This is a genomic window from Variovorax sp. ISS6 (assembly GCF_056523145.1).
Genome location: NZ_JAWRZC010000002.1, coordinates 209,672 through 227,967, shown reverse-complemented (window position 1 = coordinate 227,967; position 18,296 = coordinate 209,672). Strand labels below are relative to the sequence as shown.

9 protein-coding genes are annotated in these 18,296 nt (G+C 72.8%); 8 read left to right on the top strand and 1 reads right to left on the bottom strand.

What is annotated here, in order from left to right; genetic code table 11:
* Positions 1 to 47: 47 nt before the first annotated feature.
* The 4 genes from AC1HIL_RS32955 (at position 48) to AC1HIL_RS32940 (ending at position 14,762) form a co-directional block, all read left to right on the top strand.
* Complete coding sequence (locus AC1HIL_RS32955) at positions 48 to 425, top strand: FecR/PupR family sigma factor regulator (protein ID WP_479669114.1); 378 nt, start codon at positions 48 to 50, stop codon at positions 423 to 425.
* A complete protein-coding gene (locus tag AC1HIL_RS32950) occupies positions 416 to 13,252 on the top strand; it encodes a filamentous haemagglutinin family protein (RefSeq protein ID WP_479669115.1) in 12,837 nt (4,278 codons plus the stop codon). Before AC1HIL_RS32955 ends, AC1HIL_RS32950 begins: the two co-directional genes overlap by 10 nt.
* Positions 13,253 to 13,430: 178 nt before the next feature.
* Positions 13,431 to 14,015: an RNA polymerase sigma factor gene (locus tag AC1HIL_RS32945; protein WP_479669116.1), complete on the top strand. Its 585-nt coding sequence runs from the start codon at positions 13,431 to 13,433 to the stop codon at positions 14,013 to 14,015.
* Positions 14,016 to 14,129: 114 nt separating this feature from the next.
* Positions 14,130 to 14,762: a transposase gene (locus AC1HIL_RS32940; RefSeq protein ID WP_479669117.1), complete on the top strand. Its 633-nt coding sequence runs from the start codon at positions 14,130 to 14,132 to the stop codon at positions 14,760 to 14,762.
* 5 nt (positions 14,763 to 14,767) lie between these two features.
* On the opposite strand, the gene AC1HIL_RS32935 is transcribed toward AC1HIL_RS32940, so the two are convergent.
* Positions 14,768 to 15,205: a type II secretion system protein N gene (locus AC1HIL_RS32935; RefSeq protein ID WP_479669118.1), complete on the bottom strand. Its 438-nt coding sequence runs from the start codon at positions 15,203 to 15,205 to the stop codon at positions 14,768 to 14,770.
* Between the two features lie 144 nt (positions 15,206 to 15,349).
* Here AC1HIL_RS32935 and AC1HIL_RS32930 point away from each other — a divergent pair, with 144 nt between their 5' ends.
* The 4 genes from AC1HIL_RS32930 to AC1HIL_RS32915 are packed head-to-tail and all read left to right on the top strand — an operon-like array spanning position 15,350 to position 18,232.
* On the top strand, positions 15,350 to 15,865 hold the full coding sequence (locus AC1HIL_RS32930; RefSeq protein WP_479669119.1) for a prepilin-type N-terminal cleavage/methylation domain-containing protein: 516 nt from the start codon (positions 15,350 to 15,352) through the stop codon (positions 15,863 to 15,865).
* A 24-nt stretch (positions 15,866 to 15,889) separates the two neighbouring features.
* Positions 15,890 to 16,249 (top strand): type II secretion system minor pseudopilin GspI, encoded by a 360-nt coding sequence (gspI, locus tag AC1HIL_RS32925; RefSeq protein WP_479669120.1) that lies wholly within the window; start codon positions 15,890 to 15,892, stop codon positions 16,247 to 16,249.
* Positions 16,250 to 16,957: a PulJ/GspJ family protein gene (locus AC1HIL_RS32920; RefSeq protein WP_479669121.1), complete on the top strand. Its 708-nt coding sequence runs from the start codon at positions 16,250 to 16,252 to the stop codon at positions 16,955 to 16,957.
* Between the two features lie 21 nt (positions 16,958 to 16,978).
* The gene (locus AC1HIL_RS32915) at positions 16,979 to 18,232 is read left to right on the top strand and encodes a cation:proton antiporter (RefSeq protein WP_479669122.1); all 1,254 of its coding nucleotides are present in this window, start codon (positions 16,979 to 16,981) and stop codon (positions 18,230 to 18,232) included.
* Positions 18,233 to 18,296: the final 64 nt, after the last annotated feature.

Below are 18,296 nucleotides of genomic sequence, written 5' to 3'. Positions count from 1 at the left end.
GCGCGAAAAAACTTTACGGGTTGTCGCTTGCCGGCTCGTCATGGGGCATGGAACCGACAACGACGCGCGACGATCGCCCCGCCGAGCACGACGCCTGCCTCGGCGAAGCCTTCGACTGGCTGGTGAGGCTCAACGGGCTGCATGACCGGAGCGAGGCCGAGTCGCTGGCGCTGCAACGCTGGTGCGCCCGCAGCGCGCTGCATGCGCAGGCCTGGCACGAGGCCATCGCGTTGTGGCGCGCGCTGCTGCCGGCGGCTTGCATCGCCACGCGGCGCGGCACGCGCTGGCCCCAGCGCCCGCGCCGCATGCGCGCTTTCGGTGCGCGCAGCACTTCCGACCGCATCGCCGCCGCCGCGCGCGGCGGTGCCCCGACTTCTTCCCTTCTTCTCTCCACGCATCCGCGCCCTGGGCAATCATGGTCCTGAATCCGTACCCCCTCCGTCCGCGCCCCTTCGCCGTGCAGCCGCTGGCGCGCGCCATCGCACTGATGCTCACGGTGGGCGGCGCCGCCACCACGTTGCCCGCGCATGCGCAGCAGCGCGCCTTCAGCGCCGGCTGGATGGCGCAGAAGAACATTGCGCAGGGCCAGGCCATGGCCACGGGCCGCCTGCCCAACGGGCTGCCCGCGTCGACGCTCACCAACCCTCGCGCGCAACAACAGCAGGCCAGCCAGCAATTGCAGCGCTCGCTCGGCAACCTCAACCTCGCTGCGCAGAGCATCGCGGCGCAGCAGGCGGCGCAGGCGGCCGCGCGACAGGCTGCCTTGGACGAGCCTTCGTCAGTGCCCGATGGGCTCGCCGATGGCGGGTTGCGCGTCGACACCAATTCGCTGACCGCAGGCTGGCTCAACGCGCAGGCACCGGTGCAATCGCAAGGCACCGATGGCCGCACGACCGTCACGATCCAGCAGACCGGCGACCGCGCGATCCTCAACTGGGAAAGCTTCAACGTCGGCAAGCGCACCACGGTCGATTTCAAACAGCAGGCCGACTGGGCCGTGCTCAACCGCGTCAACGATCCGCAGGCGCGGCCTTCGCAGATCCAGGGGCAGATCAAGGGCGATGGCACGGTGCTGATCGCGAACCGCAACGGCATCGTGTTCAACGGCTCGAGCCAGACCGACACACGCAACCTCGTTGCGGCGGCAGCGAAGATCAGTGACGAACAGTTCAAGGTGCGCGGCATCTACAGCGCGCAGGAGAACGGCAACTACACGCCGGCCTTCACCGAGACCGGCGGCAAGGTCGAGGTGCAGGCCGGCGCGCGGATCGCCACGCGCCAGCCCGACTCCGTGACGCAGGGTGGCGGCTATGCGCTGCTGATCGGCAAGGAAGTGAACAATGCCGGCACCATCGCGACGCCGCGCGGCCAGGTGCAACTGGCGGCCGGCGACTTCTTCATCGTGCGCGCGGGCCAGGGCACCGCGGGCAACCAGTTCTCGACCACGCGCGGCAACGAGGTGGCGCCGAAGTTCGACGCCGGCAGCACGGCCGGCGCCGTCACCAACACCGGCCTGCTGCAGGCACCCGAGGGCGACATCACGCTCACGGGCCGCAAGGTGGTGCAGGACGGCGTGGCCGTGGCCACCACCACGGTCGACGCGCGCGGCACCATCCACCTGCTGAATCCGGCGAGCGACAGCCTCGGCAGCGTGACCACCACGGCGCGCGCGCTCAGCGCCGTGCTGCTCGACCAGAACAGCCGCACCGCGCTCGACAGCCAGCGCGATGCGTTGATCGCACCGCCCGCGGCGCAGGCCCAGGCGCCGAGTCCGGCCTTCGACAACCTCTCGCTGATCGAGGACCGGCGCGACCAGTCGCGCATCGAGATCGTCTCGGGTGGCCGCGTGCTGTTCGAGGGCGGTTCCAGCACGCTGGCCACCGGCGGCCAGATCGCGGTGAGTACCGGCGCGACCGGCCGCAGCACGGTGGCCGATGGCGCGCGGCTCGACGTCTCGGGCGCGGTCGGCGTGCAGGTGGCGATGTCGTCCAACAACGTGCAGATCAACATCCAGGGCAACGAGCAGCGCGACGCGCCGCTGAACCGCGACACCACGCTGCTCAACAACAGCAACGTGTGGATCGACCGGCGCAAGCTGCTGCGCGTGGCGGCTGGCGTCGGGGGCTACGACAAGGAACGCTGGTACACGCCGGGCGGCCTGCTGGAGGTCGGCGGCTACCTGGGCCTGCAGGGCCACGGCATCGGCGAATGGTCGGCGCAGGGCGGCAGCGTCACCTTCACGGGCGGCGAACTCGTGACGCAGTCCGGCTCGAACATCAACCTCTCGGGCGGCACGCTGGACGTGCAGACCGGCACGATCCGCCAAAGCTGGCTCAAGGGTGTCGACGGCCGGCTCTACGAGGTGTCGAGCGCGCCGGCCGATGTGCAGTACACGGGCCTCTACAAGGGCTATGAAGACGCGCACAAGCGTTGGGGCGACAAGACCACGGGCTTCTTCTACAACCCGCTGATCGGGCCGCAGCAACGGCTGGAGAACGGCTACACGGTGGGCCGCGACGCGGGCCGGCTGGTGGTTTCGACGCAGGCCGCGGTGCTCGAGGGCGACATCACCTCCACCGTGTACCAGGGGCCGCGCCAGACGACGAAGCGCGACGCCGGGCTCGATGGCTATGCGCAGTCGCACGACGCGGCCGCGCTCGCGGCGCAGCTCGTGCTCGGCAGCTACGTCACGATCCACGCGACCGACCCGGCGAAAGGACCCGCGCGCGGCTTCCAGAACTTCGCGCCGACCTTCGAGCGCATCGTGTTCGGCGGCGACGAGCCCGACCTCGGTGCCGGCCTGTCGCCCGACGGCCCGTTGCCGCAGGCACGCAAGGACGCGCTGTACGTGGACAGCGACCGTCTCAATGGCTGGGGCCTGGGCATGCTGCTGGCGGCGGGCGCCGACAGCGTGACGGTGGACAAGGCGATCGAGGTCGTGCCCGGCGGCACGATCCGGCTGCTCGCGCCGCAGGTGCGTGCGAATGCCGGCCTGACGGCACGTGGCGGCCAGATCGCGCTGGGCAACGTGCGCCAGGTGCTGGCCGGCTCGGGCGACCTCGTGGAGAGCCCGCTGCCTGCCTTCGGCGACAAGCCGGCGCAGGTGACGATCGCGCCAGGCACGCTGCTCGACGCCCGCGGGCTGTGGACCAACCAGCAGCGCGATCCGCTCGACGTCCTCGGGCTGCCCTACGTGGACGGCGGCGTGGTCGACGTGCGCACCACCGGCGACCTGACGCTGGCCGCGGGCGCCACGATCGACGTGTCCTCGGGCGCGGCGCTGCTGGCCAGCGGCAAGAGGCTCGGCGGCCGCGGTGGCGACGTGACGCTCTACGCCGACATGCAGTCGAGCGCGCCCTCGACGCACGGCCTGCTGCTGGTGGATGGCGACATCCGCGGCTTCGGCGTGGCCGGCGGTGGCACCTTGCGCATGGCCTCGGGCACCGCGATCTCGATCGGCGGCGAGGTGCCTGGCATGGGCGGCACGCTGGGCGCGGGGCAGGCCGCGCCGACCGACCTGGTGCTGCTGCAGGACTACCAGGTGCGCGCGGGGGATGTGCTGCCGGTGGACTACAGCTACGAGCGCTCGCGGGCGCTGCCGGGAGAGGCGCTGGGGACGCGGCCGATCATCGGCCTGGGGGACAACAGCGTGACACTGGCGGCCGACTGGACACCGCCTTATTCGAGCGGGACCGACAAGTCGTACAGCCTTTCGGGCATGCGTAGCGACGGCACCTTCGCATCCTTCATCGTCCGGAGCTCTGGCGACAGGCCAACGCTGCCCGCGGGATTCGTCATCCAGGCCATCACTTTTTCCGAAAACTTTCCCACCGGCTACATCGTCGAGGCGAATGTCTTCCCCACCGGCCTGAACATCGTCCCCGAGCTGCGCACACTCGCGGCCGGCGCCAAGGCGCCGTCGGACTTCACCATCGCCGGCGGCACCCGCGTCGCCGCCGGCGCGGTGTTCCAGCGCGAGGTCGCCACGCGCGCCAACCTCGCGCTCGGCGGCGCCACCTTCCAGTCGGGCTTCTCGAACTACGACATCAACGGCCGCCTGGGCGTGGTCGTGGCCGAGGGCAGCATGCTCGACGTGCGCATGCCGGTCCTGCGCTTCATCGACGGCGCCGACACCGTGGCGGGCGGCGGCGATCCCGCGGCTGCGCTGGAGCGCTGGCTGCCGCCGACCTGGAGCGAGGACCCGGCCAGGCGCACGCTCACGCAGCGCGGCGGCGCCGGCCTGGTGCTGCGCTCAGCCGTCGACAGCGGCACCGGCGTCGTGGCCAGCGGGCCGGTCGAGGTGCGCGCGGGCGCGTCGATCGCGGTCGATCCCGGCCAGGCGATCGTGCTGCAGGGGCGCGACATCACGGTGAATGGGCGGCTGGCCGCGGCCGGCGGCACGATCGCGCTCGAGCAGCCGGGCAGCAGTTCCTCGGCGCCACCCGGCCTGATCTGGATCGGCGAGACGGCGGTGCTCGACGTGGCGGGCCAGGCCGTGACCGCGCGCGATGCCGCGGGCCGCAGCTATGGCCGGGTGGCCGACGGCGGCACGATCCGCGTCGGCGGCGCGCTCGACTGGGAGGCCACCGGCCAGGCCGGCGGCGCCAACGCCTTCGTGGTCGTGCGGCCTGGCGCCGTGCTCGAGGCCTCGGGCGCGAGCGCCTCGCTCGACCCCGCCCTGGGCGGCGCGGTGGCCGGCGATGGCGGCTCCATCGTGCTGTCGTCGAACCAGGGCCTGTACGTCGACGGCAGCCTGCGCGCCGCGGCGGGCGGTGCCGGCGCGGCGGGCGGCACGCTGGCGCTGGCGCTGGACTCGGCCAGCTATCCGGCCAACGTCGGCGTGGAGGTGCTGCGCCACCGGGAACTGGTGCTGGCGCAGGTCCAGGGGCCGAGCCTGCTGGGCGAAACCGGCGGCATCGCCGAGGCCCGGGGACTGCTGCGCACGGGCACCGGCCGCATCGGCGTGGACCGCATCGAGGCCGGCGGTTTCGACAATCTCTCTCTGCTGGTGCACGGCCCGCTGAGCTTCGATGGCCCGGTCGCGCTGCACATGGACCAGAGCCTGCGGCTCTACGCGGGCAGCTATGCGCATGCCGAGACGGCGGCGGGCGGCTCGGCGGTCGCGCTCTCGGCGCCCTACGTGCGGTTGGCCGGCGTGACGCGCAAGCCCGCGTCCGACCAGGACACGCTGCCCTCGGCGATCTGGAGCCGCGGCCCGTCGCAGCAACCGGGCGACGGCCGCTTCTCGGTGCAGGCAGACCTGGTCGACGTGCGCGACCGCGTCGGCTTCGGCGTGCATGCCGACATCGACCTGCGCGGCAGCGTCTACACGGTGGACCGGCGCGGCTTCGCCTCGGTGGACATCGACAGCCGCGGCGACATCCGGCTGCTGGGCGGACAGGCCGGCCTCGGGTTGCCGGTCACCCTCACGACCGAGCTCGCCACGCCCGACAACCTCACGCTGACCGCCGCGCAGATCTATCCCGCGACCGGCGCGGGCGCGCGGATCACCGCCGGCGTGCCGGTGCCCGACCCCGAAGGCAGCGGGCCCGCTCAGTACCGTGCCGGCAGCGTGCTCGCGATACGGCGCCACGGCGATGCCGAGCCCGCGATGCCGTACTCGGTCTTCGGCACCCTGCAGCTCGGTGCCGAGACCATCGAGCAAGGCGGCGTCGTGCGTGCGCCGCTGGGCCAGATCGTGCTGGGGACGGCGGACGCCGACGCGATGGTCACCGATCGCGTGCTGCTGCAGCCGGGCAGCATCACGTCGGTCAGCGCCGCTGGCCTGCGCATGCCCTACGGCGGCACGGTCGACGGGCTGAGCTACCTCCAGGGCGGCAAGTCGGTGACGCCCGAGGGCTTCGACAACGACCGCCGGGGCGTGCAGATGACGGCGCGCCAGGTCGAGGTGCAGGCCGAGGCGGTGCTCGACCTGTCGGGCGGAGGCACGCTCGCGGGCGCGGGCTTCGTTGCCGGCCGCGGTGGTTCGGTGGACATCCTCGCCACGCCGCTGGCCAATGCGAACCCGGTGGCCAACCGCTACAGCAGCGCCGGCAACGCGGTCTATGCGATCGTGCCCGACAGTGCGGCGCGCTATGCACCGGTCGCGCCCGAATCGGGCGCCGGCATGCCGGCGATCGGCCAGCGCATCACCATTCCCGCGGGCGTGCCCGGGCTGCCCGCGGGCACCTACACGCTCATGCCATCGAACTACGCGCTGCTGCCCGGTGCCTTCCGCGTCGAGATCGGCAAGACCGACAGCGGCGCGATCGGCCTGCCGGGCGCTACGGCCACCGGCGGCGGCTCCTACGTGAGCGCGGGCTATCTCGGCATCGGGGACACCGCGATCCGCGACGCGCTGCCCACGCGCATCGTGCTCACGCCGGGCACGCGGGTGCGGGCCTACGCGAGCTACAACGAGACCGACTACAACGCCTTCGTGCTCGCCGACGCGGCGCGGCGCGGCTTCGTGCGCGGCATGCTCACCTCCGACGCGAAGACGCTCGACCTCTTCCTGGCACAGCCGAAGGACGGCGCGCCGGCCGACAGCGCCCTGCGCTTCGAGGGCGAGGCGCGCCTGGCACCAGAGGCGGGCACGGCGGGCTACGGCGGCACGGTCAACGTGCGCAACCTCGGCGAGATCCTGGCTGACGGGCAGGCCGCGACGCCGGGGCTGGATCGGGCCTCCGTGCACGACGCCGACCTGAACCGCATCGGCGCGCCGCGGCTGGTGCTCAACGGCACCATCCGCAGCAGCTACGGCCAGACCGGCCGCATCGCCACGATCTCCGACGGCGGCGGCGCGCTCACGGTGCGCAGCGGCGCGCGCCTCGCGGCCTCCGACATCGTGATCGCGGGCAACGAGATCGTGATCGAGGAGGGCGCCGCGCTCGACACCATCGGGCGAGGGCGCACGAGCTTCGACTCGGGCGACGGCTTCGTCTTCTACGGCAACAACGCGCTGGTGCTGTCCAACGGCTGGTTCGACCTGCAGCTGGCCTCGAATGCATTGGGCGGCATCGGCTCGATCGATATCGGCCGCTGCGTGAGCAGCACCTGCACCGCGCCGACCACGCTGCTGTCGGAAGGCACGATCGCGATCGCCACCAATGGCACGCTGACGCTGGCCGACAACGTCTCCTACGGCACGCGCAACCTCGCGCTGGCGCTCGCGGCGGTCAACCTCGGCGAGGACGCGAGCATCGCGGCGGCGGCCGCCGCCGGCCGCCTGCCCTCGGGCCTGGGGCTCAACCAGGCGCGGCTCGACCGGCTGCTCGCGGGCAACACGGCCACGGGCGCGCCGGCCCTCGAGACGCTGGTGCTCAATGCGCGCGACGCGGTGAACGTGTTCGGCGCGGTGACGCTCGACGCCTCGAGCCTGCAGCGCTTCGTGCTCGGCACGCCCGCGATCCACGGCTACGGCGAGGCGGGCGACGTGGCGGCGATCCGTGCCGGCGAATTCATCTGGGCCGGCTCGCAGGCCGCGCCCGGTGCCGCGATCGCCGAGGCACTCGGCGACGGCCGTCTCGACATCTCGGCCCGCTCGATCGTGCTCGGGCCGAATCCGGGCACGGCGCGCGACAACGGTGCCGACGATGCGCGGATCGCGCTCGGTTTCTCGCAGCTGCGGCTCGAAGCCAGCGAGAGGATCGGCGGCGAAGGCAAGGGCTCGTTGGCGGTCTACCACCGCCAGGGCGCCTACACGCCGGGCGAGGGCCAAGCCTACGAAGGCGGCGACCTGCGCCTGGTCGCGCCCGTGGTCACGGGACAGGCGGCCTCGACCCTGCGCATCGCGGCCGGCGGCGCCATCGACATCGTCGCGCCGGCAGGCGCGGCGCGCGCGACGAGCGACGCGCTGGGCGCCACGCTCGAGCTGAAGGCGCAACGCATCGGCGTCGACGGCAGCGTGGTGCTGCCCTCGGGCCGGCTGGTGCTCTCGGCCAGCGGCGACATCGTGCTGGGCGCGGATTCGCGCATCGATCTCTCGGGCCGCAAGGTCGTGCTGTTCGATGTCGACAAGTACAGCTGGGGTGGCGACCTCGTGCTCTCGAGCGGCGCGGGCAACATCGTGCAGGCCGCGGGCGGCGTGATCGACGTGTCGGCCGTCGAGCAGCGCGCCGGCACGGTCGAGGCCACCGCGCTCGGCGCGGCGGCCGGCCGCATCGAGCTGGCCGGCGAGCTGCGCGGCACCGCCAGCGGCCGCTACGACGCCGGCGGCACGCTCGTGCCCTACGGCGCGGGCGAGTTCACGGTGCGCGCGCAGAATCTCGTCGACTTCGCTGGGCTCAACACGCGGCTCAACGCGGGTGGTGTCTACGGCGCACGCCGCTTCCAGATCAAGCAGGGCGACCTCACGGTCGACGACGGCGTGAAGGCGCGCGAAGTCGCGATCACGCTCGATGGCGGCAGCCTGCGCGTGGCCGGGCGTATCGACGCGAGCGGCGAGCAGGTCGGAACGATCCGCCTGGCCGCCGCGGGCGACCTGCGCGTGGACGGCACGCTCGACGCGCACGCCACCGGGCTGCGCGTGGACAGCCACGGCAAGATCATCGACAGCCCCAACCGCGCGATCGTCGAGCTCACCAGCCGCGACGGCATGCTGACCCTGGGTGCGGATGCGCGCATCGACCTGCGCGCCGGCACCGCGGTGCCGGAGGGCAGCGGCGCCGGCTCGAACGATGGCCGCGCGCGCGGCACGCTCGATCTGAACGCACGCCGTACCGGCGGTGCGGGCGAGGGCGGCAGCGGCGCCGGCGCCAACGACGTGGCCGTGTCGATCGAGGGCCGGCCCGCCATCCAGGGAGCCAAGACCATCGCGGTGAACGCCTTCCGTCGCTACGACGACGCGCCGCTGGCCGAGCTGCCCGACGTGTCGGGCCACCGGCCGCAACTCGTCACGCAGGCCTTCCTGGACGCCATCGACGGCGACAGCCGCGGCTTCGTCGACGCGGCGCTCGCCAATGCGGCGCTGGGCATCCGGCTCGCGGGCCTCGACGGCTGGCGGCTGCGTCCGGGCGTGGAGATCGTGAGCAACGCGCTCACCAACCCGAACGGCGATCTCACGATCCCGGGCGACCTCGACCTCTCGGGCTACCGCTACGGACCGGGCGTCGATCCGGCGCGACGCGGCTCCGGCGAACCCGGCGTGCTCTCGGTGCGCGCCGCTGGCAACCTCAACATCCACGGCAGCATCAGCGACGGCTTCGCGCCGCCGCCGGGTACGCCCGACGACAACGGCTGGGTGCTCAAGGAAGGTCCCGGCACGGGCAATTCCTTCGGCGGCGACGTGGTGGTTCCGATCGACGGCGTGCGGCTCGACGCGGGCACGCGCTTTCCGGCCGGCGCGACGCTGAACTACAGCATCCAGGTGGCGGCGATGACGCTGCCCGCCGGCACGCTGCTGCCCGTGGACGCCGTGCTCACGGGCAGCCTGAGCCTCGGCGCCGGCACGGTGGTTGCCGCGAACATCTACAACGCCGACGGGTCGCTGGCCTACAAGGCCGGCGCGGTGCTGCCAGCGGGCGTCATGCTCGGCGCCGGCATGCGGCTCGGCGCGGGCACGGTGCTGCGCGCCGACGCCGCGGTGGCCGCGCTGACCTGGCCCAAGGGCGTCAGGCTGCCGGTGCAGATGAGCGTGACGGCGGCATTCCAGCTCGCGCGGGGCTCGCTGATCCCGGCGAACACGGTGCTCGAACTGCCGGGCAACCAGCCGATCGAGCTGCGGCCCTCGACCGGCGGCGTGCAGGGGCGCAACTGGGCGGTGGCGCCGATGCTGCCCGAGGGTGTCGAATCGTGGGACCTGCAGCTCGTGGCCGGCGCCGACCTGGGCTCGGCCGACCGGCGCGCGCTCGATCCGGCCTCGAAGGGCGCGATCCGCCTGGGCGACACCCACCACGTGGTGAAGCGCACGCCGGGCGGCTACTTCTGGCTGCCGGACAACTTCTTCGGCATCCCGGCGGGCACGCCGGTCGAGCAGAGCTACATCGACGAGGGCTGGTGCGACCCGGACTTCGGCCAATGCGAGGTCAAGAGCGGCAGCACCGACCCCGTCTCCCCCGCCTTCAGCGTGGTGCGCACCGGCACGGGCGACCTCGAGCTGCTGGCCGCCGGCGACATCCGCAGCGATTCGCTGTTCGGCATCTACACCGCGGGCACGGCGACCGCCGTGGACGCCGCGTACCAGCGTGCGCGCGGCAAGCCCGACGGCACGGTGCTCGGCCAGGGCGTGCCGGCGACCGACTACGCCGCGAGCCTCGCGAGCTATCGCGCCTGGTATCCCGACCAGGGCGGCAACGTGTTGATCGCGGCCGGGGGCGACCTGGTGGGCGACATCAGCGGCACCGCCTCGTCGAGCGTGCTGCCGGGCAACTGGCTGTGGCGGCAGGGCTCGGGCACGGCATCCGTCGGCGGCGATGCGATCCCGGCAGCCTGGTGGATCAATTTCGGCGCCTACACGGCCCGCGCCGGCGGCGGGACCATGCCCGAGCTCACGGGCTTCACCGGCATTGGCGCCCTCGGCGGCGGGGATGTGCGCGTGCGCGTGGGTGGCGAGGCCGGCGCGATCGACCTGCGCGGCCTGCAGGCGGCCGGCCCCGACACGCGCAGCCAGGGCCTGGTGGTGACCGTGGCCAGCACCGGCCGCGTGGGTGCCGACGGCAGCCTCGCGCTCACCGGCGGCGGCGACATCGACATGCGCGTGGCCGGCGCGCTCAATCCGCAGCGCGGCCTCGCCAGCAGGACCGACACCGAGAACCTGGTGCTGACCGGCGCGATCGCCAACCTGCGTGGCGCGACCGCGCTGAGCGCGGCCTCGATCGGCAGCCTGGGGCTGGTCTACCAGGCGAACGGTTCCTCCTTCGTCGATGCCATCGATCCCCGGGGCGCCGATCCGCGCGTGGCCACCTACGCCGACGCGCGCGGCGGCATCAACCTGGTGCCGGGCGACACCACCGTGAGCCTGCGCTCGCTCGGCGACCTGGTGCTCGGCGGCGTCGCCGATCCGGGCCGTGCCGCCACGCCGAGCAGCTCGGACTTCCAGCGCGACGCGGCCAACGGCAATGGCCAGGGCTGGTTCAGCCTGTGGAGCGGCCGCAGCGCCATCGACCTCGCGGCCGCGGGCGGCAACCTGGCGCCGGTGACGGCCATCGGGCGCGATCCCTACGGCCGGCCGAGCACGGTGACACGCGACGGATGGATCGTCTATCCCTCCGTGCTGCGCACGGCGGCGCTCTCCGGCAATCTCTACTACGGCGCCGCCGCGCTGCCGGCCGCCATCGGCTCGCCCGAGCTGCTGAACTACGGCCTGCTGCTCGCGCCTTCCCCGACGGGGCAGCTCGAGATGCTCGCCGCGGGGTCGATCTACGCGGGCCGCTACATGGTCGGCATGTCGGGCGCGGACATCGCGCTGCCGACGCCGTTCGCACCCGCCTTCACGGGATCGATGACGGGCACGGGCGAGTTCGTCAGCAATGTCTCCGGCACCGGACTGGGCCTCGACGTGCCGTCGCTGTTCGCCTTCGGCCCGAACAGCGCCGTCACGCCGCTGGCGCGCCCCGCCGGTGCGCCGCCGATGCGCTTCTACGCCGCCGGCGGCGACATCCTGGGGCTGAAGACCGGCGAGACGGTGAGCTTCGGCCGTGGCAGCGCCACCTGGTACAACGCGGCGGCGCCGGTGCACATCCGCGCGGCGCGCGACATCGTCAACACGGGCGACGCGCCGGGCAGCACCGGCACCGCACCGGTCGAGCTCATCGCCGAGATCGGTGCCACGCTGCGCGGCAACCTGATCGTCCACGCCAGCCCCGAGGACGTCTCCATCGTCTCGGCCGGCCGCGACATCCTCTACGCCAACTTCGACATCGCCGGCCCCGGCACGCTCGAGGTCTCGGCCGGCCGCAACCTGCTGCAGGAGGACCGCGGCGGCATCGTCTCGGTCGGGCCCATTGCCACCGGTGACACGCGACGCGGTGCCTCGATCGCGCTGATGGCGGGCATCGGCGCCGAAGCCGCCACGCGCGGGCTCGACATGTCGGCCATCCGCGCGCGCTACCTCGACCCGGCGAACCGCGCCGAGGCCGGCACGCCGCTGGCCGAGCAGCCGGGCAAGGCCGTGATGACCTACGAACGCGAACTCGCCGACTGGCTGAAGACGCGCTACGGCTTCGAGGGCGACATGGCGCAGTCGCTCGCGTACTTCGATGCGCTCGCGCCCGAGCAGCAGCGCATCTTCCTGCGCGAGGTCTACTACGCCGAGCTGCGCGCGGGCGGGCGCGAGTACAACGACGCCGCGAGCAGCCGCTCGGGCTCCTACCTGCGCGGGCGCGAGATGATCGCTACGCTGTTCCCGGCGCGCGACGCGGCGGGCCAGGCCATCGCGCGCGGCGGCGACATCACGATGTTCGGCGGATCGGGCGTGCGCACCGATTTCGGCGGCGACATCGAGATGCTGGCGCCGGGCGGGCAGATCATCGCCGGCGTGCAGGGCGCTGTGCCGCCTGCCGGCTCGGGCGTGATGACGCAGGGCGAGGGCGACATCCAGCTCTATAGCCAGGGCAGCGTGCTGCTCGGGCTGTCGCGCATCATGACCACCTTCGGCGGCGACATCCTCGCCTGGTCGGCGCAGGGCGACATCAATGCCGGCCGCGGCAGCAAGACCACGGTGCTGTTCACGCCGCCCAAGCGCGTGTACGACGACCTCGGCAACGTGAAGGTGTCGCCGCAGGTGCCGAGCTCGGGCGCGGGCATTGCCACGCTGGCGCCGATCGCCGAGGTGCCACCCGGCGACGTGGACCTGATCGCGCCGCTGGGCACCATCGATGCGGGCGAGGCCGGCATCCGCGTCTCGGGCAATGTCAACGTGGCGGCGCTGCAGGTCGCGAACGCGGCCAACATCCAGGCCAAGGGCGAGTCCAGCGGTCTGCCGGTGATCGCGGCGGTGAACGTGAGCGCGCTCACGAATGCCAGCGCCGCGGCCGCGCAGGCCTCGATGGCGGCGCAGGACACGGTACAGCGCGAACGCACCGCGGCGCGCCAGGCGCTTCCCTCGGTGTTCACGGTGCGCGTGCTGGGCTTCGGCAACGAACCCGCCGAGGGCAGCGAAGCGCCGCCGGCCGGCGGCAGGGGCGCGGCGCCGGCCGGCACCGATGCCTACAACCCGCGCAGCGTGATCCGCGTGCTCGGCGGCGGCGCCAGCCTGCCGCCCGCGGCGAGTCGCCAACTGACGGACGAGGAGCGCGCCAACCTGCAACGCTGAGCCGTGCCGCGCGCCCCGGCCGGTGGGCGCACCCCGTTTCTTCCCGCCACAGGTCCCGCCGCATGCCGCCTCCGGAAAGTTTCCGGAGACCGGCGAGCCGGGGCGTCCATCGAAAACCATCATGACCCCAGACATCGAGGCCCTTGGCCGCAGCAGAGCATCGGATCGGTTCACGCGGATGCCCCCGCCCTCGCTCTGGCGCCTGCCGCTGGAGCGCCAGGGACTCTTCCTGCCCGACCTGCGCGTGCCGCAGGCCGAGCCTGCGCCAAAGCCGCCAGCGGCGATCGACTTGCAGGCCTACCTCGAAGCGCACTATGCACGGCTGCACCGGCGGCTGGAGCGGCACCTCGGCTGCGCCGACCTGGCCAGCGAATGCCTGCACGACGCCTGGTTGCGGCTCGGCGATCGCCAGCCGCGGGCGGAGCTCTCGAACCCGGATGCCTACGTCTACCGCGTGGCCTGCAACCTGGCGATGGACAGCCTGCGTGCACGCCGGCGCTGGCTCGGCGCCGACGATGCCGAGGCGGACGCGAATGTCGAGGTCATCGCCGATGGCCAGCCCGGCCCGGAACTGATCGCCGAGGCGCGCTCGGAGGTCGCGGCCGTGGACCGCGCGATGCAGCGCCTGCCGCGGCGCCACCAGTCGGTGCTGCTGGCCCTGCGCTGGCACGAGATGTCGCGCCAGGAGGTGGCGCGGCGCCACGGGGTGTCGGTGCGCAAGATCGACACCGCGCTGCGGCAGGCGCTCGGCGGCCTGCGTTGATCGGCGAGGCCCGCGATGCACGCCCATTCGTCGCTGAACGCCGGGATCGACGCCGGCGCTACGAGGTCGTCACGGATCCTGTCGCATAGTCTTTCGGGGAAGGAGGATCGCAAGATGTTGAAGTGGACGGCGCCCCTGCGGGTCACGATGCAGGAACTCGACGCCAGGCTATCGAAGATCGTCGAACACGCACGGGAGGAGCCGGTGGCAGTCAATCGCTATGGCTCGCCCTGGGTCTGGATCGTGAGTCACCGCGCCTGGGTGCAGGCCGACAACCTGCGTGCGCTGGTGCCCAGGAGCCATCCGCTGGTGCCGTTGCGCGACCTGGTCGACGATGCGCTGCGCTACGAGCGCGGGCTGCTGGCCGAACTGGCGCGCGAGCACGGCAGTGCCGTCGGCCTGCCGATCCTGCTGCGCTGCCTGGTGCTGCAGATCATCTATTCGATCGAGGATGCGGAGAAGGTGCACGAGAGCCTGGTCTACAACATGCTGTTCCGCTGGTTCGCGGGCTTCGAGAAGTTCGCCGACGAGCTGCCAGGCCATGCCGAGTTCACGCGCGAGCTGCAGGCCGTGGGCACCGATCCGCGCGCGGTGCGCATCGTGACGCGCTGCCTGTCGAGCACCCACCTGCCCGAATCGGGGGAGGGCGATTTCCGCGTGAACCGTGGCCTGCTGCATGCGCTGTCGAACTGGGTGGCCGATGCCTCCCTGCCACAGCCCAAGCCGCACGGGGCGCGCAGCGTCTGAGGTTCCTAGGGCGTACCCACGCGCACGATGCCAGGGCTTGCCAGCGATGGCATCGCCGGCGCGGCGATGCGTTCGGTGCGGCCCGCGATGTCGATCACGACCGCGCCGGGCTCGATCGCCGACAGCCTGACCGAGGGCGCGAGCGATTCCCCGATGCGGAAGGCGCGAGGGGCCGCACCGTTGACGGCCAGCACGGCCACCCCCTGCAATTCACCCTTGATCAGCCCGTTGACCGCCACGCTGGCCCGGATCTCGCCCGGGCCGAGCCAGCCGGCGATGGTGCCGGCGGCGGGGTCGGGCGCGGGTGCCGGCGGCGCCGCCGCCGCGGCGGCCACGGTGTCGGCGGCGGGCAGGCGCGCCCAGACGGCAATGCCCGCGGCCACCAGCAGCAGGCCGGCCGCATGCACGGCATACAGGGGGAGTCGTTTGGCAGAAGAATTCATGGTCGGTGCTTCCGGTGTCGGGCTCCTGTCTATCACCGCGGTGTTGGCTTTGTGTGTCGGGAACTCGGGTGTGCATGCCGCGCGACCTTCATCGCACCATCACATGCGCGGCCTAGCATCGCCGCGGCACACAGCCGCCCTCCGATGAACCTCGCACCGCTCCATGCTCCGGCGCCGCGCGCTTGGCGCCGGCCGCACGGCTTCTCGTTGATCGAGTTGATGGTGGTGATGGTGATCGTCGGCATCGCCACCGCGGCGATCAGCCTGAGCGTGGCGCCGGATCCGGCGCGCGAGCTGCGGCGCGATGCGCGCGAACTCACCCGGCGGCTCGCGGCCGCGCAGAACGAAGTGCGCGTCGACGGCCGCGTGATCGCCTGGGAGGCCGATGCCGACGGCTACCGGTTCAGCCGCGGCACCTGGCGCCTGCAACCCGGCAGCGCCATCCCCACGGTCACGACCCTGGGCGCGCTCGACCGCTTCGAGCGCGACGACGTGCTCGGCCCCGTCGCCTGGCGCGCCGGCCCGGTGGAGGTCGTGCCTTCGCGCCCGGTGCTGCTGACCGCCGAGCCCATGGGCGCCCCCTGGCAGCTCGCGCTGCGCCACGCCGACGCCACGGTCGTGATCGTGCGAGACCCGTCGGGCGCCTACCTGCTGCGCTGAACCATGTCCCCCCGTTGCCGTGCCATGGCGAGGCCGTCAGGCTTCACGCTGATCGAGGTGCTGATGGCGCTCACGATCGTCAGCATCGCGCTGGCGGCGATCGTGCGCGCCTCGAGCCAGTCGATCACCCATCTCGGACTGCTGGAGAAGCAGTCGCTCGCCATGCTCTCGGCCGAGAACCGGCTGGCGGAGTTGCGCATCGGCAGCGCACCGGCGTCGCCGGGCGTGCTGCGCACGCCGTGCCCGCAGGGCGAGGTGCCGCTGCTGTGCCGGCTGGAGGTGGGCGCGGCCGTTGGCGGATTGCGCAGCGCGACGGTCGAGGTGTACCTCGCGGGCGATGCGCATTCGCTCGCCTCGCTGCAGACCCGGATCGAGGTGCGCTAGATGCGCCGCAGCGGCTCGTCGAAAGTTCGCGGCCAGGGCTTCACGCTGGTCGAAGTGATGATCGCCATCGCGCTCATGGCGGTGGTCAGCGTCATGGCATGGCGCGGACTCGAGAGCGTGACGCGGACCGACAGCCAGCTCGAGCGACGCAGCGACGATGCCGCGCGGCTGCTGCGGGCGCTGGGCCAGCTCGAGACCGACCTGGCCCAGCGTGCCACCACCGAGCTGCCGTTGCCGGCGCAGGAGGCGGCGGCGTCGAGCGCGACCGGGGGCACCGCGCCGACGGCGGCCACGGCCGTGCGCGCGAGTGCGCAGTTGCTGCCGACCGCACTGCAGGTGCGCAGCCAGGCCGCGCTGCCGTTGCTGATCGAGATCGTGCGCGCCGCGCCGGCGGCCCCAGGTCAATGGCAGCGCGTGCAGTGGTGGCAACGCGGCAGCTCGCTGTACCGCGCCGCGGGCGAGGCGCGACGGGAGTTTCCGCTGCCCGCGCCGGATGCCGCCGACCGGGTCGAGGTGCTGGGCGACGTCGCATCGTTCGGGCTGCGGGCCTGGGAACCGGGCCAGGGGTGGCGCAACCTCCCGGCCGTCGCGCCCGCGCGCCTGCCCGCCAGCGGCCTCGAAGCCGAACTGGCGGTGCTGCCGGCCGGCGACGGACCCGCACGGCGCTTCAGGCGCGTGTTCGTGCTCGAGGGAAATTCGCCCGGTTGATGCCACGGTAGCATTCACCCCATGCTCCCCAGCCTGCTATCGACCTTCGCCGACCTGATCCTCTTCATGGGCCTGTCCTGGGCCATCTGGCGCGCCCTCGGCCGCTCGGTGCCGATCGCGGTGCTGCCGATCATCATCGGCCTGCTGCTCGCGGCCACTGACGTGCTGCCCAAGGCCGCCGGCATTCCGTCGGCGGGCGGCGACTTCATCGGCTGGATCGGCGTGCTGCTGCTGGCCTTCACGGCCGGGCTCGAAACGCGGCAGACGGTGCACCTGCCGGGCGCAGCCGACCTGCCGCCCGCTCGGCCCGGCGAGACGCTGCGCTTCGTCGCCAGCGCGGTGATGGCGCTGCTGCTGCCGTTCGCGGTGGGCACGCTGGCCGCCAAGCTCTGGTTCAACCACCTGCCGGGTTGGGCCGCGCCGCATGGCGGGCCATGGTGGGGCGCGCTGGCGATCGGGCTGTGCCTCGCGGTGAGTGCGCTGCCAGTGCTGATCGGCATCGTGCGCGAGCTCGGGCCGCTGCACCGGCCGCTGACGCGCATCGCGCTGCGCATCGCGGTGCTCGACGACGCGGTGCTCTGGATCGGCCTGGCGCTGCTGCTGCTGGCGGCCGAAGGGCAGGCGCTGCTGGCGGGCTCCTGGATCAAGCCGGCCGCCGCGATCGCGCTGGCCGCGGCGCTCGCGGGCATTGCCGCCGTCGCGCGCAAGGCGACGCGCGAACCGCCGGCCTGGGCGATCTGGCTGGCAATGCCGCTGTTCCTCGCGGCCGGCGCGTGGTCGAGTTCGCAGCTGGGCCTGCATGAACTGCTCGGCGCCTACTTCGCGGGCGCGATCGTGCCGGCGGCCTGGTCGCGGCGGCTGCCGGTGGAGCGGCTCGGCCAGTTCGCATTGATCGGCCTGGCGCCGGTGTTCTTCGGCCACAGCGGGCTCAAGATCGACGGCAGCGTGCTGGGCTGGGCCTCGCTGCAGGCCTCGGCCACGCTGCTGGTGCTGGCGGTGGGCGCCAAGCTGGTGGCGGTGCTGGCGTGCGCGCCGGCCAAGTGGCTGTCGCGGCGCGAGGCGCTCGCGGTGGGCACGCTGCTGCAATGCAAGGGGTTGATGGAGATCGTGGCCGCCACGATCCTGCGCGACAAGGGCCTGCTGTCGGAACATGCCTTCGCGGCCCTGGTCACGCTCGCCGTGCTGTCGACCCTGCTGACCGGGCCGGCCTTCCGCTGGATCGTGCGGCGCGTGGCGCCGATGGAGAACGCCAACGGCCGCCCCGCCTCCCACTGAAGCGCGGGGCTTCTGCAAAGACTTGCCTGCCGTGGACGCGGGACTGCTACAGTAGGGCGGACGA

Excerpts from the sequence above, each read along its gene's own strand:
- AC1HIL_RS32920 (WP_479669121.1), top strand. The coding sequence starts at position 16,250 with ATGCGCCGCAGCGGCTCGTCGAAAGTTCGCGGCCAGGGCTTCACGCTG.
- AC1HIL_RS32940 (WP_479669117.1), top strand. The coding sequence starts at position 14,130 with ATGTTGAAGTGGACGGCGCCCCTGCGGGTCACGATGCAGGAACTCGAC.
- AC1HIL_RS32955 (WP_479669114.1), top strand. The coding sequence starts at position 48 with ATGGAACCGACAACGACGCGCGACGATCGCCCCGCCGAGCACGACGCC.
- gspI (WP_479669120.1), top strand. The coding sequence starts at position 15,890 with ATGGCGAGGCCGTCAGGCTTCACGCTGATCGAGGTGCTGATGGCGCTC.
- AC1HIL_RS32935 (WP_479669118.1), bottom strand. The coding sequence starts at position 15,205 with ATGAATTCTTCTGCCAAACGACTCCCCCTGTATGCCGTGCATGCGGCC.
- AC1HIL_RS32915 (WP_479669122.1), top strand. The coding sequence starts at position 16,979 with ATGCTCCCCAGCCTGCTATCGACCTTCGCCGACCTGATCCTCTTCATG.
- AC1HIL_RS32950 (WP_479669115.1), top strand. The coding sequence starts at position 416 with ATGGTCCTGAATCCGTACCCCCTCCGTCCGCGCCCCTTCGCCGTGCAG.
- AC1HIL_RS32945 (WP_479669116.1), top strand. The coding sequence starts at position 13,431 with ATGCCCCCGCCCTCGCTCTGGCGCCTGCCGCTGGAGCGCCAGGGACTC.
- AC1HIL_RS32930 (WP_479669119.1), top strand. The coding sequence starts at position 15,350 with ATGAACCTCGCACCGCTCCATGCTCCGGCGCCGCGCGCTTGGCGCCGG.